Annotated in this window: 12 protein-coding genes; 3 read left to right on the top strand and 9 right to left on the bottom strand. The window is 65.1% G+C overall.

Annotated elements, in window-relative coordinates; genetic code table 11:
- Positions 1 to 9 precede the first annotated feature (9 nt).
- Entirely contained in the window at positions 10 to 1149 is a 1140-nt protein-coding gene (locus tag ABIB90_RS22895) for an ABC transporter ATP-binding protein (protein WP_354201422.1), read from the bottom strand.
- A complete protein-coding gene (gene glpD, locus ABIB90_RS22900) occupies positions 1146 to 2696 on the bottom strand; it encodes a glycerol-3-phosphate dehydrogenase (RefSeq protein ID WP_354169656.1) in 1551 nt (516 codons plus the stop codon). Before glpD ends, ABIB90_RS22895 begins: the two co-directional genes overlap by 4 nt.
- A gap of 231 nt (positions 2697 to 2927) precedes the next feature.
- Between glpD and ABIB90_RS22905 the strand changes: the two genes are divergently transcribed.
- Both ABIB90_RS22905 and ABIB90_RS22910 read left to right on the top strand, forming a co-directional pair.
- The gene (locus ABIB90_RS22905; protein WP_354201447.1) at positions 2928 to 3209 is read left to right on the top strand and encodes a type II toxin-antitoxin system Phd/YefM family antitoxin; all 282 of its coding nucleotides are present in this window, start codon (positions 2928 to 2930) and stop codon (positions 3207 to 3209) included.
- Positions 3206 to 3631, top strand: a complete 426-nt coding sequence (locus ABIB90_RS22910) for a type II toxin-antitoxin system VapC family toxin (RefSeq protein WP_354201423.1) — start codon at positions 3206 to 3208, stop codon at positions 3629 to 3631. Before ABIB90_RS22905 ends, ABIB90_RS22910 begins: the two co-directional genes overlap by 4 nt.
- A gap of 2 nt (positions 3632 to 3633) precedes the next feature.
- Here ABIB90_RS22910 and ABIB90_RS22915 read toward each other — a convergent pair whose 3' ends face one another.
- Both ABIB90_RS22915 and ABIB90_RS22920 read right to left on the bottom strand, forming a co-directional pair.
- Complete coding sequence (locus tag ABIB90_RS22915) at positions 3634 to 4479, bottom strand: DeoR/GlpR family DNA-binding transcription regulator (protein ID WP_007595163.1); 846 nt, start codon at positions 4477 to 4479, stop codon at positions 3634 to 3636.
- Between the two features lie 90 nt (positions 4480 to 4569).
- The gene (locus ABIB90_RS22920) at positions 4570 to 5244 is read right to left on the bottom strand and encodes an HAD family hydrolase (RefSeq protein ID WP_354169652.1); all 675 of its coding nucleotides are present in this window, start codon (positions 5242 to 5244) and stop codon (positions 4570 to 4572) included.
- Positions 5245 to 5398: 154 nt separating this feature from the next.
- On the opposite strand from ABIB90_RS22920, the gene ABIB90_RS22925 reads away from it, so the two are divergent.
- The gene (locus ABIB90_RS22925; RefSeq protein WP_007595170.1) at positions 5399 to 5875 is read left to right on the top strand and encodes a nuclear transport factor 2 family protein; all 477 of its coding nucleotides are present in this window, start codon (positions 5399 to 5401) and stop codon (positions 5873 to 5875) included.
- A 223-nt stretch (positions 5876 to 6098) separates the two neighbouring features.
- Here the strand turns inward: ABIB90_RS22925 and ABIB90_RS22930 are convergent, their stop codons facing one another.
- The 5 genes from ABIB90_RS22930 to ABIB90_RS22950 form a co-directional block, all read right to left on the bottom strand.
- Entirely contained in the window at positions 6099 to 6290 is a 192-nt protein-coding gene (locus ABIB90_RS22930; protein WP_007595173.1) for a hypothetical protein, read from the bottom strand.
- A gap of 216 nt (positions 6291 to 6506) precedes the next feature.
- Entirely contained in the window at positions 6507 to 6917 is a 411-nt protein-coding gene (locus ABIB90_RS22935) for an acyl-CoA thioesterase (RefSeq protein ID WP_247372636.1), read from the bottom strand.
- Positions 6918 to 6954: 37 nt separating this feature from the next.
- Positions 6955 to 9051 (bottom strand): 3-hydroxyacyl-CoA dehydrogenase NAD-binding domain-containing protein, encoded by a 2097-nt coding sequence (locus tag ABIB90_RS22940; protein ID WP_354201424.1) that lies wholly within the window; start codon positions 9049 to 9051, stop codon positions 6955 to 6957.
- 2 nt (positions 9052 to 9053) lie between these two features.
- Complete coding sequence (locus tag ABIB90_RS22945) at positions 9054 to 10337, bottom strand: acetyl-CoA C-acetyltransferase (RefSeq protein ID WP_354169647.1); 1284 nt, start codon at positions 10335 to 10337, stop codon at positions 9054 to 9056.
- Positions 10337 to 12604 (bottom strand): acyl-CoA dehydrogenase, encoded by a 2268-nt coding sequence (locus ABIB90_RS22950; protein WP_354169645.1) that lies wholly within the window; start codon positions 12602 to 12604, stop codon positions 10337 to 10339. The genes ABIB90_RS22945 and ABIB90_RS22950 overlap by 1 nt, the downstream gene beginning before the upstream one ends.
- Between the last annotated feature and the right edge of the window lie 141 nt (positions 12605 to 12745).

A 12745-nucleotide genomic window follows, 5' to 3' on the forward strand; every position in this document is an offset into this window, starting at 1 on the left:
GCATCCCCCTCAAGCTTGTTTCTTTGACGCGTTTTCTTCACGCGAACCGCTCGGCACTTCGCTTGAAAACGCTGTGGGACCGGGCGCCGCGACCAGGCGGTCGCCAGCGTCGAACACGAAAACGTCGTTGGGATCAAGCACGGCATCGATGGTCTGCCCGGGCTCGAACTCGTGCACGCCGTGCAACACCGCCACCCAGTTCGATCCGTCGCGGGTCAGATGCACGAAACTCTCCGAACCGGTGATCTCGGTCACCGTTACCGTGGCATGGAAGGCGTGGCGGTCGGTCTCGCCATTGGCAAGCGCGAGCTGATGGGCACGAAATCCGACGCGATAGGCGCCGTCCGCGAGCGAGGAATAGAGACCGGACGCCGGCGCGGCAATGCCGCCCGCATATTGCACCGAGCCGTTCTTTTTCTCGATGCCGACGAGATTGAGCGGCGGATCGGAGAACACCTGCGCGACGCGCAAGGTCTGCGGCCGCCGGTAGACGTTTGGCGTCTCGCCGATCTGGAGCGCTTTCCCCTCCCACATGCACACCGTGTTGCCGCCGAGCAGCAGCGCCTCGGTCGGCTCCGTGGTGGCATAAACGAAGATCGCGCCGGACGCTTCGAAGATGCGCGGCAGCTCGGTGCGCAACTCCTCGCGGAGCTTGTAGTCGAGATTGGCGAGCGGCTCGTCGAGCAGCACGAGGTCGGCGCCCTTCACCAGCGCGCGCGCCATCGCAGTTCGCTGCTGCTGGCCGCCGGAAAGCTGGAGCGGCGTGCGCTTCAGGAACGGCTCGAGCCTGAGCAGCCGGGCGGCTTCCGCGACCCGCGCCTCGATCTCGGCGCGCGGCTTGCCCTGCACGCGCAAGGGCGAAGCGATGTTCTCGTAGACCGACAGCGAGGGGTAGTTGATGAACTGCTGATAGACCATGGCGACCGAGCGCTGGCGCACGTCGACGCCGGTGACGTCCTTGCCGTTAACCAGCAGCTTGCCCGATGTCGGCTTGTCCAGGCCAGCGAGCAGCCGCATGATCGAGGTCTTGCCCGACAGCGTCGGCCCGAGCAGCACGTTGAGCGTGCCGCTCTCGAGCGTCAGCGAGACGTCGCGAATGTGCTCGATACCGTCGACAGTCCGGGTTACGTGATCGAGTGCCACTGTCATGAGCGTCCTCCCGCTTCCAGCAGGGGACTTTGCTGCACGGCGTGGGTCCTGATCCAGTCATCAAGCGCCGCGATCTCGTCGGCACTTAGTCGCAGGCCGAGCTTGGAACGGCGCCAGACGACGTCGTCGGCGGTGACGGCCCATTCGTTGGCCATGAGATAGCGGACTTCGCGCTCGCTCAGCGTCGCACCGAAGGCCTGTCCGAGATCGGCCGCCGATTTCGCATCGCCAAGCAGCTTGATCGCCCTCGTGCCATAGGCGCGTGCGAGGCGCCGCGCATGCTCGTGGCTGAGGAAAGGATAGCCGCGCTGAAGCTCGGCGATCAGGCCGTCGACATCGGACACACCCATGTCGCCGCCGGGCAGCGGCCATTTGCCGGTCCAGCCTTCGCGCGCTTTCGCACTGCGAAGATAGGGCGCGAGCCGCTCCAGCGCCTCCTCGGCGAGACGGCGGTAGGTCGTGATCTTGCCGCCATAGATCGACAGCAGCGGCACGCCGCCGGGCGTGTCCAGCTCGAACACATAGTCGCGCGTCGCGGCCTTGGCTTCGCTGGCCCCGTCATCATAGAGCGGACGCACGCCGGAATAGGTCCAGACCACGTCATCGGGCGTGACAGGCTTGGCCAGATATTCGCTTGCCGCCGTGCAGAGATACTGGATCTCCTCGGCCGTCGCCTTCACCTTGGCGGGATCGCCGTCATAGTCGCGGTCGGTGGTGCCGATCAACGTAAAATCGTCCTGATAGGGAATGACGAAGATGATGCGGCCGTCGGCATTCTGGAACATGTAGGCACGGTCGTGGTCGTAGAGTTTCTTTACGACGATGTGCGAGCCCTGCACCAGGCGCACCTTGGCTCTGGCGTTGACGCCGGCGCCGCGGCCGAGCACATCCTCGACCCAGGGCCCGCCGGCATTGACCAGCGCACGGGCCCGGATCGACGAGCGCGCGCCGGTCAGCGTGTCGATCATGCTGACGGTCCAGATGCCGTCGGTCTGTTTAATATCGGTTGCACGGGTCCGGGTACGGATCTCGGCGCCCTTGTCGGCGGCATCGCGCGCGTTGAGTACGACGAGACGGGCGTCGTCGACGAAGCAGTCGGAATATTCGAACGCGCGGCGGTAGCGGTTCGGGATCAGCGGGCGGCCGACCTCGTCGCGCCCAAGGTCGACCGAGCGCGTCGCCGGCAGCAGATGACGGCCGCCGATGTGGTCATAGAGGAAGAGGCCGAGGCGCAGCAGCCAGGCCGGCCGCAGGCCCGCATGGTGCGGCAAAACGAAACGCAGGGGGCGAATGATGTGAGGCGCGATCCCCCAGAGAATCTCGCGTTCGATCAGCGCCTCGCGGACCAGCCGAAACTCGTAGTATTCGAGATAGCGCAGGCCGCCATGCACCAGCTTGGTCGACCAGGACGAGGTCCCGCTCGCCAGATCGTTCATTTCGCACAGGAAAACCGTGTTGCCGCGGCCCACCGCGTCGCGCGCGATGCCGCAGCCGTTAACACCGCCTCCAATAATGGCGAGGTCGAAAATCCGCTCCAACAGACGCATCCCCCGGCGACCGCCCGTTCAATCGAGCGGTTACTTTCGCTTTTGATTAGATCACACCAGAAAACGAAAGCAAGATGAAAGAGGGGAGAAAGGAAGTGAAAGCGGAACTTTCGAGTGGGCATATGGGTGTGGAAATGGGCAGTTCGGGACGGGATTCGCGCAGCATTATTGCTCTTGAATAGTCGTCGACGACCATTATTAGTTACGATAGTCATATTGGTCTTTATCTGCATGACAGAACACAGCACTGCACCAAACTCACCGGCGACTGACTCGTGGACGCTTGCCAACGCCAAGGCCCGGCTCTCCGAGGTGATCGACCGTGCCCAAGCCGGCCCGCAAATCATCACCCGACACGGCAAGCCCAATGCGGTGATCGTTTCCGCCGAGGAATGGGCGCGCAAGACGGCGCGCAAAGGAACCTTGGCCGAATTCCTGCTGGCTTCGCCGCTGCGCAGCGCCGACCTCGAGCTTGAACGCGTGCACGACGCGCCGCACGACGAGACGCCGTGAATCTACTGCTCGACACCAACGTGTTGTCGGAGGTCCAGAGGCCGGCCCCTTCGCCGAAAGTCTTGTCATGGCTTGATACGATCGACGAGGATCGAGCGTTCATCAGCGTGGCATCGATCGCCGAGCTTCGCCGCGGCATCGCATTGCTGGAGGACGGCCGTCGGCGCGCAGCATTGGCCGCCTGGCTTGCCCACGATCTGCCGGAGCGTTTTGCCGGGCGCACCCTGCCGATCGACCACGCGGTGGCGGAACGCTGGGGTGACCTCATGGCTCAGAGCCGCAGAAGCGGCGTCGCATTGTCTGTCATGGACGGCTTCTTTGCCGCGACCGCGCTCGCGAACAACCTCATGCTCGTCACACGCAAAGTGAAGGATTTCGCGGTATTCGGCGTGCCGCTGCTGAACCCGTGGGACAACCCATAGTCCTACCTCAGCCGCACCACCGGCGCCGATTCAGGTGCTGCATCCTGCACATCGGCCTGAGCCTCATCGACATCCGCCCCCTTCGGCATCGCCGCCATCACCTCGATGCCCTTGCCGTGGCAGATGGTGGCGAGGCGCTCAGGCAATTCCTGGTCGGTGACGAAGGTCTGGATCTGGCTGATATGGGCGATGCGCACCGGCGCGCTGCGGCGGAGTTTGGTTGAATCGGCGACCAGCATGACGCTGCGGGCATTGGCGATGATGGCCTGCGCCACCTGCACCTCGCGATAGTCGAAGTCGAGCAGCGCGCCCTCCTCGTCGATCGCGGACGCCCCGATGATGGCGTAGTCGACCTTGAACTGGCCGATCAGCTGCGTCGCGGTCGAGCCGACCACCGCGCCGTCGGCGCGCCGCACCGTGCCGCCGGCAACCACCACCTCGATGCGGGGATGGCGGTAGAGCAGCATCGCGACGTTGAGATTGTTGGTGATGACGAGGAGGTCCTCGTGCGAGGTCAGCGCGCTCGCAACCTCCTCGGTCGTTGTGCCGATGTTGATGAAGAGCGAGCAGCCGTTCGGGATCAGCGAGGCGGCCGCAGCTCCAATCGCCTTCTTCTCGTCGGCGGCGACGAAGCGCCGCGCCTCGTAGGCGAGGTTTTCGACGCCGGAGGCGATGATGGCGCCGCCATGGATGCGGGTCAGCGAGCGGCGCTCGCAGAGATCGTTGAGATCCTTGCGGATGGTCTGCGCCGAGACCTCGAACCGGCGCGCCAGCTCCTCGACCATGACGCGGCCCGAGGCGCGCGCGATGTTGAGGATTTCGGCTTGGCGATGGGTCAGTCCGGTCACGGCGATGGCCTCAAGTCAGGAAGCTGCATGGTGCGGCGGTTCGCGCGTTCGGTCAATGCGCGCGCCGATCACGGTTAACGGACGAGGTCTTCACCACGCCATCGCAGCCGCGAGGCGCGCGAGCAGGTCCGGGTCGTCGAAGGCGCTGGCGGAGGCGATAGCCCCGGCGGCGACGAGATCAGCATGGCTGAGGCTGGTCCGGATGCCGATGGTCGGAATGCCGGCCGCTGCGGCCGATTGCACGCCGGTGCGAGAGTCCTCGAACGCGATCGAGGCCATCGCGCTGGCGCCGGCAAAGCGCAACCCTTCCTGATAAGGCAGCGGATGCGGCTTTCCGTGCAACAGCTCGGCGCCGATCACGAGCGCCTTGAAACGGTGCGTGATGCCGAGGCCGGACAGCAGCAGCTCCGCATTGAGCCGCGGGGCGTTGGTCACGGCAACCATGGGAATACCGGCCGCATCCGCCTTGTCGAGCAGCGCCATCAGGCCAGGCAGCGGCTCGATCTGTCCGGCGACGAGTTCGCGGAAGACCTCCTCCTTCTCATCGAGGATCAAGGCACGCCGTTCCGGCGCCTCGTCGGGCAGAAAGCGCTCGCCGATCGATACATTCGCGAAGCCTTGCAGCTCTCTGGAGAAGCGCGCGTGATCGAAGACATGGCCGCGCGGGCCGAGCACCTGGTTGAAGGCCTTCAGGTGCAGCGGATCGGTGTTGGCGAGCGTACCGTCGATGTCGAACAGCAACGCCCTGCCGATAGCCTCGATCATGTCCGTACCTTCCCGAATATACGACGCATCAATACGAAAGCCGTATCAATACAGCGCCAATCGCGCAATGACGCACGTGCATGACCACCACGCGACACTCGACAAAGTCGAGCGCGGCTGCAACACTCCATGCAAGATCAAAAAGGAGGAAACGATGACGATCAACCGACGCGATCTGGCTCTCTCGACTCTTGCAGTCCCAGCTCTTGCCGTCTCCACTCTTGCAGTTTCAGCGCTCACAACACCGGTGCTGGCGGCCACGGCGGACGAGGAAGCCGTGGCGAAGAAGGTCGAGGCCTTCCGTCTCGCGCAGATCGCGGCCGATCCCAAGGCGCTCGGCGCGCTCTGCGCCGACGAAGTGAGCTACAGCCATTCCAGCGGCAAGGTCGAGGACAAGGCGACCTTCATCGCCAACGCCACCGACGGCAAGTCCAAATTCCTGTCGATCGAGTACAAGGACCCGACCATCAAGGTCGTCGGCCCGGCTGCGATCGTGCGCTTCCACTGGGTGGCGGAACAGGAGATGGCGGCCGATGGGAAAAAAGTGCCGACCAACCTTCACATCCTGATGAACTGGCAGAAGCAGGGCGACGACTGGAAGCTGCTCTCGCGGGCGGCGACGAAGTTGTGATGCTTCCCCTCTCCCCTTGCGGGAGAGGGTGGCTTCGCGAAGCGAAGTCGGGTGAGGGGTTTCTCTCCGCAGATTGATCTCTCGCATTGGAATTCGCGGAGACGATCCCTCATCCGGCGCTTCGCGCCACCTTCTCCCACAGGGGGAGAAGGGAAGGCAGAGTTCGCGGCAAAAGATTCCCACCTCTCGCGCCACGCCCGGCCCGGAATGACCAGCGGGAGGACTAAGCCGCTTCCTTCACGTCACCGTTAACCAGCTTGCGCGCGGCGCGCTCGGCTTCGCGGGCGTTGCGGAAGAGCTGGCCTTCGAGACGGTTGAAGCGGTTGGATGAGGCGAAAAAGCAGTAGCCTCCCTGGGAACGAACGACGATACCTGCGGTCTGCGAATCGACTTCGATGATGTAGCTGTCCGGCATGGTCCGTGGATTCCTCAGTGCGGGCAAATAACGGCAGTTCTGCCCAAAGGTTCCTGGGCATTTTGACGCCGTTTCCACCCCGGATCGACACGCGATGGAGTACGCCGGGACCTCATCCGTTTTATGACTGGTTCTTGGCAAAGCCGCGGCGCCGTGACTCAGTCGCGCCGCGTTTGGCGGTGCCGCACGCAAGATGAGGCGCAACGCCGCGCGCGATTACGTCGCGATCGCGGTGTCGGTCGGGCGAACCGGCTGCGGGCGGCCATGCTCGTCAATCGATACGTATGTGAAGTTGCCGTCGGTGACGAGGAACGGTTGTTGCTCGCCGCGGCGCAGCGCCCACGCTTCCAGATGCACGGTGATGGAGGTGCGCCCGACGCGAACGAGGTGGGCGTGGACCGAAACGAGATCGCCGACATAGACCGCCTTGCGGAAATTCATCGCCTCGATGGCGACGGTCACCGTGCGCGACTTCGCGACCTTTGACGCAAACACGCCGCCGCCGACGTCCATTTGGCTGAGCAACCAGCCGCCGAAGATGTCGCCGTTTGCGTTGGTGTCGGCCGGCATCGCCAGCGTACGGATGCAGAGATCGCCGCCCGGCCCGGCATTGGCTTGTTCGTTCATGCCGCTCTCACTTGAAGATTGCTCACTTGAAGATTGCTCACTTGAAATTATCCCAGCCCGGATCCGGCGCAAAGCGCTCGCCGAATCTCCCGGCCAGCGCGCGCAAGGTGGATACGACATGATCGACGCCACGCGTGCGCGCATAATTCAGCGGACCGCCACGGAACGGTGCATAACCGGTGCCGAAGATCATGGCGCCGTCGACCATGTCGGCGTCATCGACGATACCCTCGCGAAGCGCCGCAACGCAGACATTGGACATCGGCAGCACCAGGCGGTCGATCATCTGGTCGGTGACGCGCGGACCGGTCTCGGGCAACGGCGCCTTCTCGGCCTTGCCGTCGCGCCAGACGTAAAAACCCTTGCCGGTCTTGCGGCCGAGTTCGCCCTTGGCGACCTTCTCCCGCAGCCAGGCCGGCGTCGGCGGCAGTAGATCGCCGAACTTGCTACGCAGCATGTCGCCGACGTCGAGACAAATGTCGAGCCCGACCTGGTCGGCCAGTTCGATCGGTCCCATCGGCATGCCGAACTGCTCCGCGGCGGCGTCGATCAGGCGCTGGTCGATCTTCTCGTCCAGCATCACCATCGCTTCCAGCATGTAGGGCGTCAGCGCGCGGTTGACGAGGAACCCCGGCGAGCTCTTCACCGACAACGGCAGCCGATCGATCGCGCCGACGAAAGCGAGTGCCTCCTTCAGCACCTGCGTATCGTTACCGTCATGGCTGACGACTTCGACCAGTTGCAACCGCGACACCGGATTGAAGAAGTGAAGGCCCACCAGCCGCTCCGGCCGCGCCAGCATGGTGCGCAAATCCTGGAGCGGAATGCTCGAGGTGTTGGTCGCGAGAATCGCGCCCTGCTTCATTCGCGGCTCGAGGCCGGCATAGACCTTCTGCTTGAGTTCGAGCTTCTCCGGGACAGCCTCGATGATGAGATCGGCGTTGCGGACGCCCTCCCCGTCCATGTCGGGGATCAGGCGATCGAGCGCGTCGCGCACCTCGGTCGGTTTGCGGATGATTTTGCCATAGAGCTCGGCGGCGCGCTTGACCGCGCCCGCAATCGGCTCCGCCTTCATGTCGGCGAGCGAGACGCGCAGCCCCTGCCCCGCGCACCAGGCCGCGATGTCGCCGCCCATCGCGCCGGCGCCGATGACGTGGACATGCCTGACCGTGTTGCCGGAGCCTGCTGCCTTCTTCATCTGCTCGCGCAGGAAGAACACGCGGATCAAGCTCTGCGCGGTGGGCGTCACCATCAGCTTGGCGAACGAAGCCTGCTCTGCCCTGAGCATCGCGGCCTTGCTGCCGCCATGGGTCTCCCAGAGATCGATCAAGGCATAGGGCGCAGGATAATGCTCGCGAGACGCGGCCTTCGCCGCCTCCGAGCGCATGCGCCGGGCCAGCAGCCCGCGCACCGGGCCGAAATTCGCCGCACGCGTCAGAAAACCCGGCCGCGCCCGCTTGAGGCGGCCGAACAGTGCATCCTTGACGGCGTTGCGAACGTGGCGCTCCTGCGTCACGGTGTCGACGAGGCCGAGCGATTTGGCACGGCGGGCATCGATGGTGCGGCCGGTCAGCATCAGGGCCATCGACTGGGTCGGATTGATCAGCGCGGTGAAGCGCGCGGTGCCGCCGAGACCGGGATGCAAGCCCAGCATCACCTCAGGGAAACCAAAGCGCGCGCCGTCGATGGCGATGCGCGATTGGCAGGCGAGCGCAACTTCGAGCCCACCGCCGAGGCAGAAGCCGTGGATCACCGCGACGGTCGGCAGCTTCAGCGCGTCCAGATGATCGACCACCGCATGGGCGGCGCGGATCCGCGTCTCCACCATCCCGGCATCACCGGCGCCACGGAATTCGTTGACGTCGGCGCCCGCGATGAAGCCGGACGGCTTTGCGGAGCGGATCACGAGGCCGGCCGGACGCTCGGTCTCGATCGTCGCCAGCACGGCGTCGAACTCCTCCATCACGTCCGAGGACAGCGTGTTGGCGCTGGCGTCAGCGCGGTCGAACAGCAGCCAGGCGACGCCGTCGGCGTCGCGCGTCAGCTTGAAGTGCTTGTAGGGACTATCGGCAGCGGGCTTGGGCCCGAACTCCAGCAGGCGGTCGCCGAGCGCGGTCATGATCTTGGAATCCATCGTCACACCGCCTCGATGAGCATGGCGCCGCCGAGCCCGCCGCCAATGCATTCGGTGGCAACGCCGCGCCGCGTGCCGAGCCGCTTCATCGTGTTGACGAGATGCAGCACGATGCGATTGCCGGAGGTGCCGACGGGATGCCCAAGCGAGATAGCGCCGCCATCGACATTGAGTTTTTCGCGGTCGATCTCGCCGGCGGCGCCGTCCAGCCCCAAAATCTCGCGACAGAATTTGTCGTCATTCCAGGCGGCGAGACAGCCGAGCACTTGGGTGGCGAAGGCCTCGTTGAGCTCCCAGGTCTGGACGTCCTGGATGGTGAGATCGTTGCGCTTCAGTAGCGGCGTCGCCGCCATCACGGGACCGAGGCCCATGATAGCAGGATCAAGTGCGGCCCAGTTGCTGTCGACGATGACGGCCTTCGGCGTCAGCTTGTGCCTGGCGACCGCTTCGTCGGAAGCCAGGATCACCCAGGACGCGCCGTCGGTGATCTGCGAGGAATTGCCGGCGGTGACCTGGCCCCATGGACGCTCGAACACCGGTCGGAGTTTTGCCAGCGTCTCGGCCGTCGAGTCCGGACGCACGCCATCGTCATGCTCGAAGAATTTTCCATCGCGCGAGAACGCGGTCTCGACTTCGCCCTTGAGAAAACCTTCGGCCTGCGCATGCGCGAGCCGGCGATGGCTCTCGGCGGCATAGGCATCGGACTGCGCGCGGGTGATGTCGAAGAGATGGCCGACGACTTCGGCGGTCTGGCCCATGTTCAGGTCGGTAATGGGATCGGTCAGCCCGCGCTCCAGGCCGATGATCGGCTTGAGATAGCGCGGCCGCAGCTTGAAGGCCGCGGCAAGCTTCGCGGCGACGCCCTTGGCGGTGGCGAGCCCGGCAAACCAGCGCACGCCGGAATTCGGCCACACCAGCGGCGCGTGGCTCAAGGCCTCGGTGCCGCCGGCGAGGATCATGTCGGCATGGCCCTCGCGGATGTAGCGATAGGCGGTGTCGATCGACTGCATGCCGGAGCCGCAATTGATCTGCACGGTGAAGGCGACCATGTCCTCGCCGATGCCGAGCCGGAGCGCGGCGACGCGGGCCGGGTTCATTTCGTCCGCGATCACGTTGACGCAGCCGAGGATGACCTGGTCGAAGCTATCAGGCGAAAACGGCTGGCGCGCCAGCAGCGGCCGGCCGCATTGCACGGCGAGATCGACCGGCGTGAACGGCCCCGGCCCCGAGCGCGCCTTCAGAAACGGCGTGCGGCTGCCGTCGACGATGAAAACCGGTCGTGCCATCAGCTCGCCGCCCTCTGTTCACCGAGTTCTTGGAAGAACTGATGCACGTCGCCGGTTTTCTTGTAAATCGGGGACAGCGCCTCCGGCGCAAAATCGTCGACCTCTATCACCTTTGTCACCGCTTCGCGGGCCGCGGCCAGCTGCTCGCCCTCGGCCTGCGTGATCACACCCTTGGCGACCGCATCCTTCCAGTCGCTCAGATGCGCCGCGCGCATGCGCCTGGCGATGGCGTCCGTGGCCGCGACCAGCTTGAACGCGCGCTCCAGCCGGGCGAAGCCGCCATCGTCATCGACATAAGCGAGGTCGGGCGTGAGGCGGTCGCGCGCTGCCGACGGCTCCAGCACGAGGCTCGCGCATTGATGCACGACCCGGTCGGAGGGACCCAGCACGCGAGCGCCGAAGGGCTGGACCACGAACTTGAGGATGCCTGCGACGAAGCGGTTCGGCAGATTGGCGAGAATCTCGGCAAGCCGGTTCTCGATGGTCCGAAAGCCCGTCGCCATGCACCATTCGAGCGCGGCAAAATCTTCCTTCTGCCGGCCCTCGTCCTGCCAGCGTTTGAGCGCGGCCGAGAGCAGATACAGCTCGGACAGGATGTCCCCGAAGCGCGCCGACAGCATCTCCTTGCGCTTGAGCGCTCCGCCGAGCGTCAGCAGCGCCATATCGGCGCAGAGGGCAAACGCCGCGGAGTAGCGCGAGAGCTGACGATAGAAGGGCCTGGCGTCACCCGCATCGGGTGCAAGCGCGAAGACACCAAAGCTCCAGCTCCGGCCGAACGCGCGCAAGAGTGTCTCGAAGCTGTGGCCGACATGCTTCCAGAACACCTTGTCGAAGGCGGTGAGCCCGCGCTCGCGATCGGCATCGGCAAGCGCATTCATCTCGTCGAGCAAATAGGGATGGGCGCGGATGGCGCCCTGTCCGAACACGATGAGATTACGGGTGAGGATATTGGCGCCCTCGACGGTGATGCCGACGGGGACGGCACGGTGGAGATTGCCGAGATAGTTTTGCGGACCGTCGATCACGGCCTTGCCGCCATGGATGTCCATGGCGTCGTCGACCGCGGTGCGCATCCGCTCGGTTGCGTGCAGCTTCATGATGCCCGAGATGACGGCGGGATGGATGCCGGCATTCAGCGCGGCGCAGGTCAGCCGTCGTGCCGCGTCGAGCTGATAGGCGGTCGCGACGATGCGCGCGAGCGGCTCCTCGACGCCCTCGAACTTGGAGATGGAAATGCCGAACTGCTCGCGGATGCGGGCATAGGCGCCGGTGGTGCGCGCGGCATAGGCGGCGCCGGCAGCGGAGAGGGACGGCAACGAGATGCCGCGGCCGGCGGCGAGCGCCGTCATCAGCATCTTCCAGCCCTGCCCCAGCCGCGCCTGGCCGCCGATCACGTAGTCGAGCGGAATGAAGACGTCGCGGCCCCAATTCGGGCCGTTCTGGAAGACCTGCATCGACGGCAAATGGCGTTTGCCGATTTCCACGCCGGGAAGGTTGGTCGGGATCAGCGCCACGCTGATGCCGAGCTCTTCCTGATCGCCGACGAGATGATCGGGGTCATAGGCCTTGAAGGCGAGGCCAAGCAGCGTCGCGACGGGACCGAGCGTGATGTAGCGCTTGTGCCAGTTGAGCTTCAGGCCCAGCACCTCCTGGCCCTCGAAGGTGCCCTTGCAGATGATGCCGGTGTCGACCATCGAGGCGGCGTCGGAGCCGGCCTCCGGGCTGGTGAGGCCGAAGCAGGGAATGTCGCGGCCGTCGGCAAGACGCGGCAGCCAGCGCTGCTGCTGCTCCTTGGTGCCGAAGTGCATCAGGAGTTCGCCGGGGCCGAGCGAGTTCGGCACCATCACCGTCACCGCGGCGGCAATCGAGCGGGTCGAGATCTTGCGCACCACTTCCGAATGCGCATAAGGCGAGAAGCCGAGGCCGCCGAACTCCTTCGGAATGATCATGCCGAAGAATTTTTCGCGCTTGATGAAGTGCCACACGTCGGGCGGCAGGTCGCGCCATTCCCAAAAGATCTTCCACTCGTCGAGCATGGCGCAGAGCTCGTCGACCGGGCCGTTGAGGAAGGCCTGCTCCTCTTCGGTCAGCGTTGCCTGCGGAATCTTCAGCAGCTTCGACCAATCAGGGTTGCCGGTGAAGAGATCGGCGTCCCACCAGACGTCGCCGGCCTCCAGCGCCTCGCGCTCGGTGTCCGACATCGCCGGCAGCACGCCGCGCGCCCAGGAGAAGATCGGCTTGGTCAGGGTGTCGCGGCGGAAGCTCATGGCGGACCTCATGCATCGGCGCGGTGATCGGGCATTTTAGCGGAAAGTGGCCGGCGGAGGTGAACACTTCACCTGCGAAAAGACGCGAATTGACGCGGCCGGGCAGCCGCCCAAGGGCCATAACGGCCGAGGCGTGGTGGC

The organism is Bradyrhizobium sp. JR4.1, assembly GCF_040548605.1.
Lineage (GTDB): Bacteria > Pseudomonadota > Alphaproteobacteria > Rhizobiales > Xanthobacteraceae > Bradyrhizobium > Bradyrhizobium canariense.